Annotated in this window: 15 protein-coding genes; 5 read left to right on the plus strand and 10 right to left on the minus strand. The window is 35.6% G+C overall.

The genetic code is table 11. The features are described 5' to 3' along the window. Positions 1–179 precede the first annotated feature (179 nt). Complete coding sequence (locus DDF69_RS01480; RefSeq protein WP_114819211.1) at positions 180–677, minus strand: hypothetical protein; 498 nt, start codon at positions 675–677, stop codon at positions 180–182. A 298-nt stretch (positions 678–975) separates the two neighbouring features. Between DDF69_RS01480 and DDF69_RS01485 the strand changes: the two genes are divergently transcribed. The 5 genes from DDF69_RS01485 (at position 976) to DDF69_RS01505 (ending at position 7,779) form a co-directional block, all read left to right on the plus strand. After that, positions 976–1,386, plus strand: coding sequence for a helix-turn-helix domain-containing protein (locus tag DDF69_RS01485; RefSeq protein WP_114819212.1), 411 nt, complete (start codon positions 976–978; stop codon positions 1,384–1,386). 197 nt (positions 1,387–1,583) lie between these two features. Continuing rightward, positions 1,584–3,782 carry a restriction endonuclease subunit M gene (locus DDF69_RS01490; RefSeq protein WP_114819213.1) on the plus strand — a complete coding sequence of 733 codons (2,199 nt, stop codon included), beginning with the start codon at positions 1,584–1,586 and terminating at the stop codon, positions 3,780–3,782. Next, positions 3,779–5,350: a hypothetical protein gene (locus DDF69_RS01495; RefSeq protein ID WP_114819214.1), complete on the plus strand. Its 1,572-nt coding sequence runs from the start codon at positions 3,779–3,781 to the stop codon at positions 5,348–5,350. Before DDF69_RS01490 ends, DDF69_RS01495 begins: the two co-directional genes overlap by 4 nt. A 1-nt stretch (position 5,351) precedes the next feature. Next, positions 5,352–6,851 (plus strand): restriction endonuclease subunit S, encoded by a 1,500-nt coding sequence (locus tag DDF69_RS01500; protein WP_114819215.1) that lies wholly within the window; start codon positions 5,352–5,354, stop codon positions 6,849–6,851. 19 nt (positions 6,852–6,870) lie between these two features. Then, positions 6,871–7,779, plus strand: a complete 909-nt coding sequence (locus DDF69_RS01505; protein ID WP_114819216.1) for a DUF5655 domain-containing protein — start codon at positions 6,871–6,873, stop codon at positions 7,777–7,779. Between the two features lie 136 nt (positions 7,780–7,915). Here DDF69_RS01505 and DDF69_RS01510 read toward each other — a convergent pair whose 3' ends face one another. From DDF69_RS01510 to DDF69_RS01550, 9 genes are all read right to left on the minus strand, one after another. Then, on the minus strand, positions 7,916–10,672 hold the full coding sequence (locus DDF69_RS01510; protein ID WP_162800847.1) for a hypothetical protein: 2,757 nt from the start codon (positions 10,670–10,672) through the stop codon (positions 7,916–7,918). A 41-nt stretch (positions 10,673–10,713) separates the two neighbouring features. Next, entirely contained in the window at positions 10,714–11,742 is a 1,029-nt protein-coding gene (locus tag DDF69_RS01515; protein ID WP_114819218.1) for a hypothetical protein, read from the minus strand. After that, positions 11,735–12,538 carry a molecular chaperone gene (locus DDF69_RS01520; protein ID WP_114819219.1) on the minus strand — a complete coding sequence of 268 codons (804 nt, stop codon included), beginning with the start codon at positions 12,536–12,538 and terminating at the stop codon, positions 11,735–11,737. Before DDF69_RS01520 ends, DDF69_RS01515 begins: the two co-directional genes overlap by 8 nt. Positions 12,539–12,613: 75 nt before the next feature. Continuing rightward, positions 12,614–13,135: a hypothetical protein gene (locus tag DDF69_RS01525; RefSeq protein WP_114819220.1), complete on the minus strand. Its 522-nt coding sequence runs from the start codon at positions 13,133–13,135 to the stop codon at positions 12,614–12,616. Between the two features lie 314 nt (positions 13,136–13,449). Then, the gene (locus DDF69_RS01530) at positions 13,450–13,866 is read right to left on the minus strand and encodes a hypothetical protein (protein WP_162800848.1); all 417 of its coding nucleotides are present in this window, start codon (positions 13,864–13,866) and stop codon (positions 13,450–13,452) included. Between the two features lie 46 nt (positions 13,867–13,912). Further along, positions 13,913–14,743, minus strand: coding sequence for a helix-turn-helix domain-containing protein (locus DDF69_RS01535; protein WP_114819222.1), 831 nt, complete (start codon positions 14,741–14,743; stop codon positions 13,913–13,915). Positions 14,744–14,952: 209 nt separating this feature from the next. Next, positions 14,953–15,501, minus strand: coding sequence for a hypothetical protein (locus DDF69_RS01540; RefSeq protein ID WP_114819223.1), 549 nt, complete (start codon positions 15,499–15,501; stop codon positions 14,953–14,955). Then, positions 15,498–16,751 (minus strand): phthiocerol/phthiodiolone dimycocerosyl transferase family protein, encoded by a 1,254-nt coding sequence (locus tag DDF69_RS01545; protein ID WP_114819224.1) that lies wholly within the window; start codon positions 16,749–16,751, stop codon positions 15,498–15,500. The genes DDF69_RS01540 and DDF69_RS01545 overlap by 4 nt, the downstream gene beginning before the upstream one ends. Then, complete coding sequence (locus DDF69_RS01550; protein ID WP_114819225.1) at positions 16,748–18,019, minus strand: condensation domain-containing protein; 1,272 nt, start codon at positions 18,017–18,019, stop codon at positions 16,748–16,750. The genes DDF69_RS01545 and DDF69_RS01550 overlap by 4 nt, the downstream gene beginning before the upstream one ends. Positions 18,020–18,039: the final 20 nt, after the last annotated feature.

Genomic DNA, 18,039 nt, shown 5'->3' on the forward strand with positions numbered 1-18,039 from the left:
CGGCAACAAGTTGGTTAAGTGTCTGCAGGCATTTCAGAATAAGCTGAAGATACTTCATTAATAACCTGCAGGCAGTTTTTAAATGATAATACCCCCTTGCGTAAGGGGGTACAGACACTTGTAGAAATGGGTGTTTGAACTTCAGAACCGCCTGTTGATACTTGTATAACCAATTGCCGTTAGTTCTTTAGGTCATCGGAGGGAGTTACCGGAGGGGTAGAAGGGGTTGTGGTTATGAAAAACTGCTTCAGATCTTCATAAATAACATTCGTTCCCGGAACATTTTCTCCTGAAAGGAATTTCATGTTTCTATAGAAGGTGATGGCATTATGGTAGTTATCGTGATCCAGCAGAACTTTAGTATCAGACAGCTGTTCTGTTAATGAGCTCATGATTTGCAGGCGTTGTTCTACCTGTTCTCTTCCCAGATAATCTTTATCGAATTCCACTTTATCTAAAACGTTCGGAACATATTGGGGATATTGCTCCATGTAGATTTTGGCTTTATTGACGAAGAGTTTGTTCTGTTCTGCAATACTTCCGTATTGTTGTCTTTCTTCAGGAGTAAGGTTGATGGTTTTTCCTGATAATACCGTCTCAATAGTTTGTAATGCCTGATCAAGTTTGGTGAGTTCTTCAGCGGTAAAACTTAAACTGATTAAATTGTCTAGTGCCATAATATTGTGTTTTTTGGGTTTGTGTGATCAAATATAGCGAGTGCCAGGCATAGAAAAACAGGGTGTTGTAAGATTTTCAGAGGGTGTTCATCAGAAAATGAAAATCAGATAACAGGGTTTATTTTTTTCTGACTTTTTGATGAAAAAAAGAGGGTATAAAAACGGAAATGGCGAAATAGGAGAGAAGGCTCGTTTCACTGTATCAGCATGAAGAACAGAGATTGTAATTAAGCTGTTTTTTAAGGTGCATTTTTATAAATATTTTTCTATATTTAAACCTCATAAATGTTGAATTATCATGGAACATACAATACATCAGGGCCGCAATGTAAAACGATTCAGAGAAATGCTGGGCATCAAGCAGGAAGCATTGGCTCTTGACCTTGGGGACGACTGGAACCAGAAGAAAATTTCTCTGCTGGAACAGAAAGAAATTATTGAAGACTCTTTGCTGAAAAGAATTTCTGAAGTGTTGAAAATTCCGGTGGAAGCGTTTCAGAATTTTGATGAGGAGCAGGCGGTGAATATTATTTCTAATACGTTTGATAACGGTTCTTTCCTAAATACAGGTCATACTCCTACTTTTAATGTAAATCCTATTGAAGAAATAAAGAAGTTGCATGAAGAAAAGATGGAACTTTATGAAAGGATGCTGAAGGAGAAGGATGAGATGATGGGAAGACTGGAGAGGTTGATTGAGAAGGGATAATTTGTTTAAGATATATATATATGGTTCAGCATCTGCTGAACCTTTTTTATTTATAATGAAAATATTTTTACTAGTATCAAAATGGGGAATATTAATAGTCTTCAGAGTTACAAAGTTTATTGTAAAAATATTGTGGAAATTATTATTAATCCCGATATTCGAAATTTTAAAACTTCATATTATATTTTACGAATTCAATGAGCTTAATAAATCAAGGAATAATTAAAAAATTGGTTTTTCTTTCTGAAAATGAAAAACTAATTAACTATATAAATTATAATCGTCCCCGAAATTTTACATATCCCGAAGAAAAAGTTCAAGCAGAAACATTTTTAAAACTTGTTTTAGAATATGGATATAAAGCGGAACGTATTAAAATGTATGTACCGGTTAAGGTAGGTTCTAGTGTCATAGAAGCTGATATGGTTGTATATAATGATGACGCTTGTGAAGAACCACATATTTTAATAGAATGTAAAAAACCTGAAGTAACTGAACTAGAATTTCTACAAGCTGTAGAACAGGCATACAGCTATGCTTATGCTATGCCCAATGATGTGAAATTTGTTTGGATTACGTCTTTAGATAAAAATGAATATTTTGAGGTTAACAAAAAAAAATATTCAAGAACTATACTACCAGATATTCCTCAGTTTGGTGTAGAAAAGCTTACCAATTATAAATATGTATATGAGGCAGAATCATTAGAAAAAAAGGTAGGCCAACAACGTTTTTTTAACTTGGAAGTAATACCAGAAGCAGATTTAACACGTAGGTTTAAACAAGCGCATGATGCTCTATGGGGAGGAGGGCAGCTAAATCCTTCAGAAGCATTTGATGAGTTAGACAAATTGATATTCTGTAAGATTTGGGATGAAAAAAAAGATAGAACAGCAGGAACTCCATATGACTTTCAAATTATTACTGTTGATGCTACAGAAATAAAAAATTATAAAAAATTAGGAGAAGAAGAGTTAAGTACTGCTATTCGAAACGAAGAAAATAAAAGACTTACAGAACGTATAAAAAAACTTTACGAACAAGGAAGAAAAAAAGACCCTGAAGTCTTTAAAGATAATATTAGACTTTCTTCTGAAAAAATAAGAACGGTAGTAGGATACTTACAAGATGTCAATATCGGTGAAACAGACCTAGATGCAAAAGGAAGAGCCTTCGAAACCTTTATGGGAGCTTTTTTCAGAGGAAATTTTGGACAATATTTTACACCTAGACCAATTGTAGAATTTGCAGTTAGTGTATTGCCTATTAAAAATGATTCTTATGTGCTAGATACTTCTTGCGGAAGTGGAGGATTTCTACTATATGCCTTGAATAAAGTTAGAAAACAAGCCGATGAATTATATATTAATTATAAAACAGATGTAAAGCAAAATCAAAAGCATTATAAATATTGGCACGATTTCGCTGAAAAAAACCTTTATGGTATTGAGATTAATGAGCAAATTTCTCGTGCTGCCAAAATGAATATGATAATCCATGATGATGGCCATACTAATGTAATTACTTCAGATGGTTTATTAAGCCCACAGGATATCGAAAAAAATACTACTAATAAAGGATTTAAATACAATCACTTCGATTTTATTGTTACTAACCCTCCGTTTGGAAGTATTGTAAGACAGACAGAGAAAGCTTATTTAAAAACATATAATCTTGGAAAGAAAGAAGAAGATTGGTTAGCTGTTTCTGCGAGACCTGAAACAAACAGAGAAAATCAAAGCACAGAAGTATTATTTATAGAACAATGCTATAATTTTCTTAAAGAGGGAGGATATTTAGCTATTGTAATACCTGATGGTATTTTGACTAATAGTAGTTTGCAATACGTAAGGGATCACATAGAAGAAATGTTTAGAATAATTGCAGTAGTTTCAATGCCACAAACTGCTTTTTCAGCTACAGGAGCAGGAGTTAAAAGTTCCGTTTTATTCTTAAAAAAGCATGATTTCAATACAACAAATCGTATTAAAGAATTAAAACAAACATCAAAGGCTGATTTGCTTTCGGAGAGCAATTATACAGAAAAAATAAAGCAATACGATAAAGAGAAGAAAGAAGCTATTAAGGCCCTTGAAAAAAAATGTAAAGAAAGCAATCCAACATTAGATAAAAAGGCTTTAAATGAATTAATAGCAGATGATAAAAAGGAAATTCAGGACATTTTTAATGATAAAGTCAATGACCTGAAAGAAGAGTTACAGGAAGCTTTTTTACAACAAAAGCAAAAAAAGATTCCTGACTATCCAATTTTTATGGCAATTGCTGATGATATAGGGTACGATGCAACAGGAAAGAAAACTACCGTGAATGAATTGGAGTTTATTAGCGAAGAACTTACAAAATTTATTAATGACATCGAAAGCCATTTATTATGATAATCAGAGGGATATTAGATAAATCATTAAGTAAACAAACTTGTATAAGAGGTTTTGCAAGAATTAAAGAGCTAGCAAGGATTTCTAAAGCTAATCCTGAATATCAGAGAGAGCTTATTGATAAACAAAAAAAAGTAATTTCTAATTTTCTTACCGAAGAAACGTATTTGTTTTTTCCTGAAGTGATTTTGAGCTTGAAGTTGAAATATGACTTTACGAGTACTGGAGCTAAAAAAGATGCTCCATTAACGCTTATTGAAGCAAATAAGAGTTTTAAATCAAATGTAAATAGTCTCAATATTAGAGTTGTAGAAAGAAAGAATTCTAAAGTTTTTGATGTAGGAGGAAGAGATGAAGTAAAGATCGTTGAACTAGAGATTGAAGATGGTGAATTACTAAAACTGATTAAAGAAAATAAACACCCTTTTCATCGTATAGATGGGAATCACCGATTAAGTGCTGCGGAGCAAATTGATGATGATAGAATTCAAACAATGGATGTACCATTTTGCATTGTATTATTTGAAGAAACTACTACTAATGAATTTAATCCCATTACTGAATTACTCGAGAAGAAAACCAGTAATACTTATGAGAAATTTGAGCGTGTTGTTTTCTATAATATCAATTCTAAAACAATTCCTTTGACACTTGAGCAGAATTTAAAAGGAATTATTGGAGAAACTGAATATTTTGGAGATGATGAAATAGCAAAAATATTTCAATATGATGGTAAAGATGTTGGGGTTAATGCTAGGAAATTGGGGCTAAAAATAAGAAGTGAAGATTTCCAATCTATTAAAACTAATCTTGAAAATTACAAATGGTCCCTATCCCTAAACATTTTTAGGCTTTATAATAAGTTTAAAAAGGTGAGAAAATCCAAAGATATTATAGATATTGTATATGAAGCTTTGCAGGCTGTAAATACGCTATATCGTGATGATGAATTACTTAAAGCAAATAAAAATATTGAAATACTTTTAGCCTTTCTATTTTATAAAGCTTTTGAGGATAAAACAACATTTAACATTTTCTATCATTGGATAATTAATAATCACTTATTTGAGGCAGAGGAAACAAAAGCTGAGAGTATCATAAGAATTTTCAATCAAATAAAGGAAAAAGAAATAAAAGTATTTGTTGCAATGCCATATTTTTCTTCTGCGATTGTAAAATCTCACAATGAAATTTATAAAAGTGTTATTGACGAAATTAAAGACAAATATGGTATAAATATAACTTTACATCCAATTATGACTTATAAGGGAGAGTCTGTTAATATTGTAAATGATATTTTTGAGAAAATCAAAGGATGCCATATTTTTATTGCCAACATAACAGGTAACAATGCTAATGTCACCTATGAGATGGGATGGGCAAGGGCTTTAAATATACCGGTGATTATTACTAAGGAAGAAAAAGCAGAGGAGCCCAAATCGGATTATAAACTAGATTTTTATTTCACCTATCAAAAAGATGCTCATACAACTTTAAAAGAAGAAATAGGTAGACACATTAAAACTATTTTAATAGAAAGATATAAATTCAAAATACCGAACGAATAAAATGTATATTATACCTCAAAATATTGATCCTAATAAAATATTTATTACAAACCGTTCCAATTTGGAAGGAAGGTTGGATTCGGCTTACTACAAAAATGAATTTCAAATTATAGAAAATAGATTTAATAATTGTGAATATGAAGTAGTTCCGTTTAAAAAACTAATTAGGGCAATTATTAATGGATTTGATTTCAGAAATTATAGTGATGATGGCATACCATATATAAAAGTAGCAAATGTAAAGCAAGGTAGTTTTGACTTTTCTAAACTTCAATATATAAATTTTAATCTGGATGATCTTTCGAAAAATATACAGTTAAAAAAAGGTAATTTACTTTTAACAAGAAAAGGGACATTTGGAAATGCATTGTCATTAAAATCCGATTATAATTATATAATTAGTTCAGAAATTTTTTATATTATTCTTAATCAAGGATTAATAATTTCCAAATATTTAGAGATATTTCTAAATTCAAATGTAGGTCAAAAACAACTTTTAAGACATTCAATTGGTGCCATTATGGGAAGTTTATCACAAGATGCTATTAAATCTTTAAAAATTCCGTTGCCTCCTATAGATGTACAACAAGAAATTATCAGTAGTTATGAATCTGCATATAAGCAAAAAGAGAAAAAGGAGTCTGAAGCAAAAGAATTATTAAAAAAAATTGATCTTTATTTATTAAATGATTTAGGAATTACTTTACCTGAAAAAGATAATACCTTAAAAAATAGAGTTTTCATAACACAATTAAAAGAAGTTACAGGGGGGCGATTTGATCCAAAATTGTATGATAAAACTACAATAAGTTTAAAACAAGCAATTAAGGACATAGATTTGGAAAAATTCAAAGTCGAAAAACTTAGGACTTTTATAGTTCAAAGTTTTGCGGGTGATTGGGGAATTGAAGATAATGAAGAAAACTATTCTCAAGAATATGAAAAGTGTTTAGTTATCAGAGCTACAGAATTTGATAATAACTTTAATCTTAATCTTGATAACTCAAGAGTTAAATTCAGACTTATTAAAAAAGATAAAATATCAAAAATTGATATTCAAGAAAATGATCTGTTGATTGAGAAGTCAGGAGGTAGTCCAGATCAACCTGTAGGTAGAATTGCTATTTTGACAAAAGATATATTGGATAAAAATAAAATTTGCTATAGTAATTTTATACATAAGATTAGAATCAATAGTAGTATTCTAAATCCAGAATATTTATTTTGTTATTTAAAAACAATACATAACATAAAGCTTACTGAGTCAATGCAAAGTCAGACAAATGGAATTAGAAATTTGATTATGCAAAATTATTTCAATCAAGATATTGTAGTACCTATTTTACCAAATGGAGATTTTGATTTAGAAAAGCAATATGAAATTGCTAATCATATTCAAGGTTTAAGAGCCAAAGCAATGTTGTTACAAAAAGAAGCCCAAAATATTCTAGACAATGCCAAAAAGCAAGTTGAACAAATGATATTCGGAAATGTCTCTTAATACCCTAAGTTAAATTTTTATGCAACTTTTTAAAAATAACCAACAAGTTTTTTCAATTCTTAAAGAAATTCCTTTTAGATTGGAAAAAGACATTCAAAATTTTTTTGAATCTAATTTACAAACTTTAAGCAATTTGAAATTTATAAAGTCTGAGTTTACTATAAAAGCAAACAGAATTGATACTTTGGCTTATGATAGTGAAAACAATTCTTTTGTGATTATCGAATATAAAAAAGACAGACACTTTTCTGTAGTTGACCAAGGAGTTTCATATTTAAATTTAATGCTGGAATACAAAGCAGATTTCATTGTTGAGTATAATGAAAGCCAAAATGAAACTATTAAACGTGCAGATATTGATTGGTCACAGTCTAAGGTTGTTTTTGTATCTCCTGCTTTTACTGACTTTCAAAAGCAAGCTTCGAACTTTAAGGACTTACCAATAGAGCTTTGGGAAATTAAGCAGTATGAAAATGATATTATATTGATTAATCCTATAAAAAAATCTAAAGCTGCACCTAATATAAGAGAGGTAAAATCAGAACAAGACTCTGTTATAAATAAAGTAACTAAACAAGTCACTGTATATACTGAAGAGCTATACCTTTCGGGTAAAAATGATTCTGTAATTGAGCTGTATGAAAGCTATAAACAAGCAATTTTAAATTTATCTTCTGAGTTAGAGGTACATCCTAAGAAATGGTATATTGCATTTAAAACAAAAACAAATGTGATTGATATAGAAGTACAAGCCAATTCATTGAAGATGTGGATTAATCTCAAAAAAGGACAACTTGATGATCCTAAAAATATCATGAGAGATGTTTCCGATCTTAAAGGTCATAATGGAAATGGAGACTATGAAATAATTGTTAAGGATACAGAAAATCTAGAATATATTATGAGTCTTATAAAGCAAGCTCTCTAAATTCAATAATTAAAAAGGGTCTGATATTTTAATATACAGATCTTTTTTATATCGAGATTTATATGATAACCGGATAGATATTTTGAAAATAAGCTATTGATTGAAGTTTACAACTAATGACTTTTATTCTATCATTCTAATTCCCAAACTTCTTCACCCTAATCACCTTCTCCCTCACCTTAATCACAAAAGGTTCCAGTTGTACTATTTTCCCAGCTTCCACTTTGAAAGTATCAGTAGAGCGTTCGCAATAGGTATTGGACGGCAGAGAGTTTTTGTTCAATTCAATCCTGTAATTTCCGGAGGGCAGGAAAGAGGCAAATTCACCGTTGTCGTCGGTGATGATGTGATGTACTAACTGTTCGTTTCGGTAAATATTGAAGAGTACCCCTCCGACTTTGGGCGTGAAATCTACTGCTGTTTTGGTGTCAAAATCATAGGTTATTTTTCCCTGGGTCGTTCCGTTTTGATGAAGAGGGATCTCAAAAGAGTAGTGGTGTTTGTCTACCGTAAATTCGGTTTCATCATAATACCAGCCTTGCTGGATCACCTGTTTCAGGGCATACTTTCCGTAAGGGATAGAACGGTAGCTGATAGAACCTGACGGGTCGGTCTTAAATGAAATATTGTTGAGCATAATGAGGTAGCCTGCCGCTTCTTTATCGCCCTCATCATAGATATTGTTTTCGTTCAGGTCATAATAAACAAACGCTTTGATATCACCTTTTTTACCCGGATCCAGGGTACTGTTTCTAAGGTTGACGGTCACACCGGCTTCAACGGTCAACAGATTATTGGTGAAACTTCCTGCAGTATAACTGAAGTAGGAAGAGTTCAGGTACAGGGCATACTTTTCCCTTGAATACTTCAGGTTCATAAAACCGGAAGGCGATTTTCCGTACAGAACATCATCCGTATAAGAAACCCCTGAGGTGACATTCAGCTGACGGTTGAAGAAATTTTTATTCACAAAAGCAGAAAGGGAAAGCTTTTTGTAAGGAGTGCTTTGATTCATCATTTTTGAAAAAGCATATTCGGAAAGGAAATAACTTCCATGCTGATAGATCCCGTTCACGGTAAGCCATTTGTAGCTGTAAGTTCCGCTTGCTTTCATCTGAAACTGTTGTTTGTCGTTATCCGGATATTGAACCAATCCTGTTTCCAGGCTTAAGATGGAGGAGTGTTGCTTATCAGGGCTCAGCCAGGTAAGGTATTCCGTAAAACGCTGGGCTTTCAGCTGTTTTGTGTTCTCATAAGGTTGGGCATTGAAAAAATTATTATAAGAATTGGAGTTTTCTTCCTGGTACTGATAGCCAAGTCCCATCCCGAAATTCCCTTTTTTAGGGAAATTGATTCCTGTATCCAGTCTTAGATTGCTCGAATTCAGGGTGTTGTCGTAAAAGTAGAACTTAGGCGAAAAATGGGAAGCCACAATGTTGGCATACACATAATGGTCTTTGAAAATCATGGTAGAGAAATTCTGCTGAATCTGTAAAATTCCTCTTCTGTTTCCGGGATAATAATCTGTGCTGTAGAAATAATTTCCGTTCAGATTGACCTTTTTGATCATTCCGGAATATTGTGATTCCAAAGCGAGGGAAGGTTTTGCAGGCTGGTTGTTTTCATAGAAACTTAGTCCGCCATACACCTTGGTGTTGGTTCTCCAGTCTTTGCCGAAAGCATACTGAAGATCTGTTCCCGCTACATGATGTCTGGCTTTTTCGTAAGGATCATCCCTGAAAATATAGGTTCCGGAGATATTGCGGGAAGCGTTTTGAGCCCCAAGGGTTCCTCTGGTGTAAAATCCATAACCATATTTCAGAAAAGAATTTCTTTCGATCAGGCTGTAGGTCTGGTCTACAAAACCTGCTTCAATTTTTTTGTCTTTATCAGGAGAAGTGTAGGAATATTCCAGCCCTCTTCCGAATAGAGAAAGTTCCAGTAATTTATTGATGTTTCCGATGGTGAATTCATTGTTTTCCCTGTGATAGGTCAGATAGGTATTGTTGACAATAGGATCGCTCTGATTCGTCATGGTATAGATATTTCCCCGGATGAAAATATATCCTGACGGAAGGTTGAAACCTCCGGAACCTACCAATTGATACATGTCCAGGTTTTCTCCGGCATGTCTGTAACTTGCTGTGATGGTATTCCTGGTAAAGTTGGAAAAAGCAGTGGATTCCAAATCCTCATAACGCTGTACCGAAGAAACATTTTGCACAGATACCGTAGTGTTGCCGAATATCTCTCTGTCCGGCTCTCTGAAACCTGCGATATTAACGGAAATCTGAGAACTGCGGGATCTGATTCGGGAAGGCAGAAAACGGAACACAAAGACTGAATCTTTCTGCACGCCAATACTTCCTGTTTTCTCTATAAAAGCATTTCCCTGCTCAGCTTCAGGAATTTTAAAGACAACCGTTACATGCTGCTTTCTGTTCCCAAGATTGGAAACCCTTGCCCTTACTTCTACTGAATCGGTAGCCTTATTCACATAAATAAGTGGGTTTTCTGCCGTGATGCGCATGGCATTATTTTCAGTAACGATGTAAGGTATTTCTTTTTCCGCCATTGTTTTATTCTGCTGGTCCGAAAGACGGAAACCCAGACGGGATTCTCCTGAAACGGCATTATTGCTGACCACGATCTTTACCGGAATGAAAAGATGCTCTCCGGATTTCATTTCGGCCTGAAGACTGTTTCCTGAAATATTTCTGAAACCTTGAGGAATGGTAATGTTGACCTTTCCTTTGAAATCATTGGTGCTTTGATTGTCAAGGACGATGATCAGATCCAGTATCCCTGTTTTATCTGTTCTGGATTCATTACGGATATCAAGACTTATCCCGGAACTGCTTTGTGCCGGAATCCATATCTGAAACGAAATCAAAAAAATGAAAAAGATTTTTTTGAACAGGTCTTGAAGCATGGTTATTGGGGGATAATCTCGTATTGAAGGGTGGTGGAATATTCTTCCGATTTGGCATTAATCAGTCTTTCATCATTGGCTTTGGTGGAATATCTGATATCGTAATATAAGCTTGAATTTCCGGTGGAGCCTCCAGTCGCAATAAGCTGGGGAGAAGCACTCAGCAGGATAGGATATACATTCCCATTGTTTCCGGAAACGGGGATGAGATTCATTTTTACGGTTCCTAAGGGAATGTAGTTTCCGGCCGGAGAGCTGAACTGCCCCTGAAGAGAGCGTAATTTGATCTGGTAATTGGTATTGCTTTTTACAATCAGTCCATTGGAATAAGTAACACTTACTCCGTTGACATAATCCGACATGCTTTTAAATTCCAGTGATCCGTTGACCGCTTTTGCGGAAAATTGAAGCGACATCTCGGGGACATCGGTCGGACTTCCGCTGAGTGGTCCTATGTGGAACTGAAAAATGTGATCTCCTCTGCCAATAATATTGTTGTACTGATCATACGCCGTAAACTGTACCGGAGCGTTAAATCGGGTCCAGGAAGGGTAGCTTCCCAGATAAGATCCTCCCATAACGGTCAGGCTGTATTTTACCTGCAGGTTATAATAACCGTTGGGCTGTGGGGGCTGATTGTACAACGCTGCATTGGACTGTGGAATTAAAAAGACTTCCTGGTTGGCCTGAAGAAAAGTATTTAACGGCATTCCGATCTGAGGAATGGTGGGCACAGGTCCCGGATAAGCCTGTCCTGAAGTGGAAACCGGTTGAAATGATATTTTGTTGGCAGGCATTGTATAATTTCCGTCCGTAGAAGTGATAGGCTGCTTCAGCTTCATGGATATTTTCCAGTAAGGAATATTAAATGCGCCGTTACCAGCCAGCGTAAAGGTATAAGCATCGGGATTGGTATTTCCGCTGTAGGAATTAATCTGCAGGTAACTGTTCACCCATGAGTTGTAATTGATCTGTGAGAAGCAGTTCAGGGAAATCAACAGAAAGAAACAGAAGAGTTTTTTACTATTCATAGCTGAAACTTAATTCTCCTAATTCCAGATTGTTGTTGTCTCCATAATCAATCATTACAGAAGCGGTGTACTTTCCTTTTTCAAGGCTTGCCGGAAGAGGGATATCCATTTCTCTTTTATTTCCGGGCATGGAGTAAAAGATAACGGGATCCAGTGATACTTTTTTTCCGGTTTGGGTATTCACAAAGTCAGTGTATATTTTTCCGTCACCCCATACATCACCCTGATTTTCAAAAAAGAGGTTGATTGTATTGGTTGTTTTTCCGTATACCAGATTCTGGATTTCAAGTTTTTTCGTTTTGGCGGCAGGCAGCTTGTGGAATAATTTGATTCCTGAGCGGATGCTTACCTTGATATTGGCGCCTTTATGATCCACATCATCTACCGGATTCATCTGGCTTACATACAAAACGGCCGTATGGGTAGGCAGTTGATTGGAAAGCGTATTAGGAACGGTAATGGTAACCTCGATATCTTTTTTTTCTCCCGGAGCCAGCGTGAAGTAATTCTCTTCTTTTTTGACTGAAACCCAACTTGCGCAGGAAGTGGGAAGGGTATTGGCGGGATACGTTACATTCTCACCTTTGCCGTCATATTCCCAGTCTCCTAAACTTACAGCGAGGTCCAGAGAATTTTTGGCACTTACATTCGTTACCGTTATTATCTGGGTATTGCTGTTTCCGTTTCCCGACTCAAAGTACAGTCTTGGCGGTGAAACCGAAACTCCTGTTTGTGCATATCCGTGAAAAGATAATAGGAAAAGAAGACTGAAAAGGAGAAGAGAAAGTCTGCTCATGACGGAGATTAGTTTTTAAATGTTGATAAAGTGCTGGGGTAGGTACAACACTTTATCATTACATAATGATAGCTATTATTGAGAAATAATGGTATACGTAAGTTCAGTAGTGTATACTGTAGGATCTTGTCCGGCAATATAATTGTTCAGGTACTTATTATCTCCGGCTCCTTTGTATTCAATGTTAATTTTTTTGTCTACACCTCCGGTAGAAGAAGTTACCAAAGTAGCTTCGTTAGTTGATAATTGTACATTCTGAGCATATTGAGCACCGTTTACAGCGTCAGAACCTGCGCTTGCTTTAATCTGGATGGTGTTAGCCTGGATGTTTTTCCCTCCATACTCTAATACATCGTTACCCCCTCTTACTTTTACCTGGAATCCTCCTGTGCTGTAAATGCTTAAATGATCTGCGTTTACAGAAGATACACCGTTGGCATAGTCATCTTTAGTGATGTAGTCTAAATTAACGACTTTTTGAGCGTTGTTAACAACAAGAGTCTGGATAGGCTTAAGTCTGACATTCAGCGTAACATTTTGTGCCTGTAATGTTGAGAATCCAAGGATAGCAAAAGATGCTAAGATAAAATTTTTCATAAGGTTAAAGACGTTTTTTTGTATTAATTGTTTTTAAAATTGCGGATGCAAAGGTAAATACAAAGAACTTCAGGGCCTTTGTGAAAAGATACTTATTATTTGTGAATTTTTACGAAGAAATAGGCGCGCACCAAGTAATACTTTTTATGAATAATTACATAAAAAGTATCATTTAAATGTTGATAAAATCACCATAAAGTAAAAAGAATGCTTTATTAATCTTAAACATTAATTTTACTTAATATATAGGGAATGAATAAATTGCAAGATTGTTATTCAATGCATAGTTGTTTTTTTAGACCTTGCTTTATTTTTTACTGAGAAATTAGAGTTAATATTAAAAAATTTTCGTCGTCACTTCTGTTGACACTTAAATTTTCCATAGCATTTTCAATCTCATGTTGGATAGGATATTGCTCCTGAACCACTCCTTTAGAATGGTTGATAAGAGGATATTCTTCAAACTTTTCTCTGTTACTTCCGGAATTACCGGTTGTACTGCGATATTCATCATATTTTGCATTCAGCTGAAACCCTGTCGGACTTGAGATGGTTACAGACTGAACCTCCCGGAAGGAAGACTCATTCCCATCGTCCGAAAATCCTGAGCCTATAGCAAGCATCTGTACCGGATAAAGCCTTACGTTAAGCCTTAAACCGTCTGCTGCCTGGCCAAATGATTTTGTAATAGCAAAATAGAACAAAATGAATATAATGTACTTTGCAAGCATATAACCTGTATTTTTCCCCAAAAGGTTACTTATGTAAATATACAAATTATTTCATTTCTGAGGGATTTTTTCCGGTATGTTTTTTAATAAAATTGGTAAAATTTCCTTCATTGCTGAAACCCAGATCATAAGATATTTCAGAGATGGTGGAATTTGAAAAATTCAGGGCTTTTCTGCATTCGGTAATGAGTTTTTCAATGATGATATGCTTGGCGGTTTTGCCCAGTACATACTCTGTCATCTCAGTCAGTTTCCTGGATGAGATATTAAGTTCTTCCGCATAATAAGCCACTTTCTTTGCCTTTTTGTAATCTCTTTGCAGCAGAATTTTGAACCGGTTGACATAGTACATATAGTCAAATTTGATATCCTTCTTGATTTCTTCGGTGGGAATATGTAAAAGGGCGTCCAGCATCAGCCTTTCTATGGCATTATGGGCAGCAGCTATATATAAGCTTTCATCCTTTTTCCGGAAACTTTCCATACGTTCCAGGAATATCACCCTCATCTGTTCTGCATTGAAGAAAGGAGCGATAAATATTTCAGAATTATAATTATAAAAAAGCTGGGAATTGATAAAAAGGCTGTCTTTGGTTGATCTTTCATAAAAACTGGATGAAAAGGCAATGGAATACACGTCCGATCTTTTGGTTTCCCCAAAAACGATTTTCTTTTGTGGCCCTACAAAGGCGATATTTCCCCCTTTTAACGGGTAAGGAACATTATCTATGGTTAACTGGATATCTTCCAGAATGATATAGATGCAAAAATATTCCAGGGTATTGAATTCTCTTTTGTTTTTATTTCTATTGATAAGGTAATCTAAACGATTGATACTGAATCCTATATTTTTTAACTGATCCGTTATTCTGTACATACATTGTTAGTCATTCTGTCCAAGAAAAATTCTTGCAAATTATTATATAAATATAAAAAATTTACCAAATATTGAGTTTCAAAGAAAAAAATTAAGTTGATCTGTTCGTGAAAATACCCGGTGGCTTTATGACCATCCGGGTATCGTTTTATCCTTTTTTGATTTTTAGTTGAATGATATACAGCTTTATAGCTGTTGATGTTCAAAAATCATGGGTTTATATCTGCAGGTACTGATGTCACTCTGCACATCCACCTTCTCAGCCTCCATACGGGTAAATACACAAAAATAACAGACAAAATTCCCGCCAGGGTTCCCACTAACACAGCCATTGCCGTTGCGTCCAGTTTATAATCTTTTGAGAAATTATACTGTCCTATAAACAGCAGCGACAATACCAATAAGCCGGTAATCAATCCGTGTATAATGCTAAGCCTGGTCATGAGTTTTTTTATATTCAGCTGTTCGTCTAGTGTAAACTCTATGGCTTGCTGGCTGGCGGCATCCGTTACTCTTTTGATGATATCAATGGTAAGAACTACCGGAAGGAAGATCGCCATCGGCAGGGTAAGACGGGCCAGGTTTTGGGTTCCTGAGAAAAAATGGGTGTAGCCCAATTCTTTGAAACTGGCATAGGCAATAATGAAATTAAAAAATACGTTCGGAAGGACATAATAAATCGTCCGCTTAATGAGAAAGCGTTTGAGGGTAGTCTTTTTTATAGGTTTTGGCTTCGGAGGCTTTATTTTAAATTTCATAGAGGGGTGGTCAGCAGCTCAATGGCTCTGTTTTTTATCAGATGAGCTTCTTCTTTGGGAAGAAAATTTTCATTGGACATGAATGTAAAGTCCATCTGCTGGTTGTACGTGCTGGTCACTAAAGTATTTGAGTTCAGCCATGGGAAGGCCACGGTAGGACTAAAGACTGTTTCCAGACTGAAATTTTTGTAATCATTCGGGATATTGATCTTTCCCATATTGGATAAGGTAATATCGTGCCCGCCTTCACTGGATTTCAGCATGTTGATCATACGCTCTACAACAGGATGCATATGTTCACCCATCCAAAGGAGTTCGCGGGCTTCCATTTTATTGATTTTTTCTGTAAGGTTTTTTTTGATCTCCCTGGCATTGCCCATTACATCATTATTTTTTTTCCTGATGGAAAGCTCTACGGTTGGGGCAAAAGCAAATAAATAGTCTTCTTTAATTTCCGGAATAAAATGACGTACGTCCACAGGACTGATTACTTTGCCTTTGGCGCGGTTTCCCTGAATATCACGGAACGCCTGCATCACCGATGAACACAGCAAAGCATGGACAGAAATAGCGTTGGCTTTACATTTTTCAGTGATTATTTTCGTTTCTTCCGGAGTCATTTTCCAGTGAATAGTGTAGTTTTTCCCCTGATTTCTCTTTTTACTTTTTCGCTGGATGGAAAAGAAAATTTTGGCAAACAGCAGGTAAAGGGCAGCCTTATATTTTTTTATTCCGATGTTAAAATCCGAAGGCAGGAAATCATCAACTGATTCAAAAGCAACATAAGGAATTAATGGCCCATATGGATTGTCCAGCAAGCTTAAAAGTTCACGTAGTAAAGTGACCCCGGTGGTTCCATCGGATATGCAGTGAGGCATGATCCAAAGAATTTCGGAGGTATCCTGTCCTTTTACCCATACCACTTCGGCCAGTGGTTTTTTGGGCGTTTCAAAAAGTTTAAACCATCCTTTTTCGGATTCTTTGAGCCAGTCATCGTCTGTTGTACGTTCTACAATGCGAAGCGGAATAGGTTCAATATCTTTCTGCCCCATAAAATAAGGATAGTTTCCGATCTTATGATCAATATTCGTTCTTAGAATAGGATGTTTCTGCTGGATTCTTATTAAAGCCGTTTTAAAATTTTCTTCAGGAATCTCTCCCTTGATTCTTGCGGTATAAATGCAGTTTAAGGGGGTTTCCGGATCTACATACATGATCCTTTCCACCATCATTAAAGGTCTTTTGATCATGATACTGCCATTTGTTTTAGTTGAGAATGGATGACCTGCATTACCTCTTCACGAACTGCCAGCGCATCTGTGTAAGGTAAATATCCTTCGCTTCCCATGAATGAAAAATCCATTTCACCCCGGTACGTTGAGGTTACCATTGTAGTGGTATTTCCCAGCGGTCCTATTACTGACGGACTGAAAATCGTATCTACCGTAAACTCCTTGTACTCATGAGGAATCTGAATGCGTCCCAGATTGGAAAACATACAATCGTTGGAGGATTTTCCGTTCTTCAGCAGCCTGGTGAAATTACTCAGGGCATCATGCCCGGATTCCATGACCATCATGGTGATATAGGGATTCAGTTTTGAGGTCTTTTTTTCCACAGATTTCTGCATGGCACGGAGATTATCCTCAAAGCTTAGCTTTTCATCAGAAGAAACTACGATCATCAGCCCGAAAGCGAAAATATGATCTTCTTTGATCTGTCCTGCAAAACGTCTGATGTCTACCGGACAGGAAACTTTATTGAAGGACTTTTCTGCTCTTACTTTTTTAAATGCCTGCAATACCGCCGCACTTAAAAATGTATTTACCGTTACCCCCCGGGATTTGCAGTAAGTGATTAATTCTTTGCTTACCGTTTCATCCAGCTTCCAATGGATGAGGTAATCACTCTGTCTTTCCACAGCTTTTTTGCCTGTAGGAATCCATTTGATCGCGGTAGCAGCCAGTCTTCCGATAAATCTAGCTTTCAGTTTCTGTCTTCTGCTGTTCAGAATAGGGGAAGGAACCACATCCTGGATTCCCATGATCGGATTTTCTACCCCGATATCCGCAGCCGGATTGTCCAGAACGATGAGAAATTCTTTCAAAAAGGCCATTGCAGAACCACCATCGCAAAGACAATGGTGGAACGCAAACAGCATGTCAGAAACGTCTTCCCCCTTGATCCAGATAAAATGGATCAGGGGAAATTTTTCGTAATTAAAGGTGGTGTTCCATTCCCTCCTGGATTCTTCCTGCCACTGATCTTCACTTTGTCTGGTGACAATTCTTACAGGAATAGAAACAGGTTTTTCAGGAACATTAAACCATGGAATATTTTTTTCATCATGGCTGATTAATGCTCTTAGCCATGGGTGTTTGTTTTGAATCTGGGCTAAAGCTTGCTGGATCTCTTTTAATGTAAAAGTCCCTCTTAGTCTGAACGGAATGACCGCGTTGAAAGGTTCTTTTCCATCTCCCAGTAACATGCGTTCACCAAATAGCAATCTTCTTTTCATATACTGATATCTATCTTTTT

Origin of the sequence: Chryseobacterium sp. KLBC 52, from assembly GCF_003347605.1 — a bacterium.
Taxonomy (GTDB): domain Bacteria; phylum Bacteroidota; class Bacteroidia; order Flavobacteriales; family Weeksellaceae; genus Chryseobacterium.

What these genes read in the sequence shown, in the direction of transcription:
- DDF69_RS01490 (WP_114819213.1), top strand. Translation starts at nt 1,584, where the DNA reads ATGAGCTTAATAAATCAAGGAATAATTAAAAAATTGGTTTTTCTTTCT.
- DDF69_RS01540 (WP_114819223.1), bottom strand. Translation starts at nt 15,501, where the DNA reads ATGAAATTTAAAATAAAGCCTCCGAAGCCAAAACCTATAAAAAAGACT.
- DDF69_RS01530 (WP_162800848.1), bottom strand. Translation starts at nt 13,866, where the DNA reads ATGCTTGCAAAGTACATTATATTCATTTTGTTCTATTTTGCTATTACA.
- DDF69_RS01495 (WP_114819214.1), top strand. Translation starts at nt 3,779, where the DNA reads ATGATAATCAGAGGGATATTAGATAAATCATTAAGTAAACAAACTTGT.
- DDF69_RS01550 (WP_114819225.1), bottom strand. Translation starts at nt 18,019, where the DNA reads ATGAAAAGAAGATTGCTATTTGGTGAACGCATGTTACTGGGAGATGGA.
- DDF69_RS01525 (WP_114819220.1), bottom strand. Translation starts at nt 13,135, where the DNA reads ATGAAAAATTTTATCTTAGCATCTTTTGCTATCCTTGGATTCTCAACA.
- DDF69_RS01545 (WP_114819224.1), bottom strand. Translation starts at nt 16,751, where the DNA reads ATGATCAAAAGACCTTTAATGATGGTGGAAAGGATCATGTATGTAGAT.
- DDF69_RS01485 (WP_114819212.1), top strand. Translation starts at nt 976, where the DNA reads ATGGAACATACAATACATCAGGGCCGCAATGTAAAACGATTCAGAGAA.
- DDF69_RS01480 (WP_114819211.1), bottom strand. Translation starts at nt 677, where the DNA reads ATGGCACTAGACAATTTAATCAGTTTAAGTTTTACCGCTGAAGAACTC.
- DDF69_RS01535 (WP_114819222.1), bottom strand. Translation starts at nt 14,743, where the DNA reads ATGTACAGAATAACGGATCAGTTAAAAAATATAGGATTCAGTATCAAT.
- DDF69_RS01505 (WP_114819216.1), top strand. Translation starts at nt 6,871, where the DNA reads ATGCAACTTTTTAAAAATAACCAACAAGTTTTTTCAATTCTTAAAGAA.
- DDF69_RS01500 (WP_114819215.1), top strand. Translation starts at nt 5,352, where the DNA reads ATGTATATTATACCTCAAAATATTGATCCTAATAAAATATTTATTACA.
- DDF69_RS01515 (WP_114819218.1), bottom strand. Translation starts at nt 11,742, where the DNA reads ATGAATAGTAAAAAACTCTTCTGTTTCTTTCTGTTGATTTCCCTGAAC.
- DDF69_RS01520 (WP_114819219.1), bottom strand. Translation starts at nt 12,538, where the DNA reads ATGAGCAGACTTTCTCTTCTCCTTTTCAGTCTTCTTTTCCTATTATCT.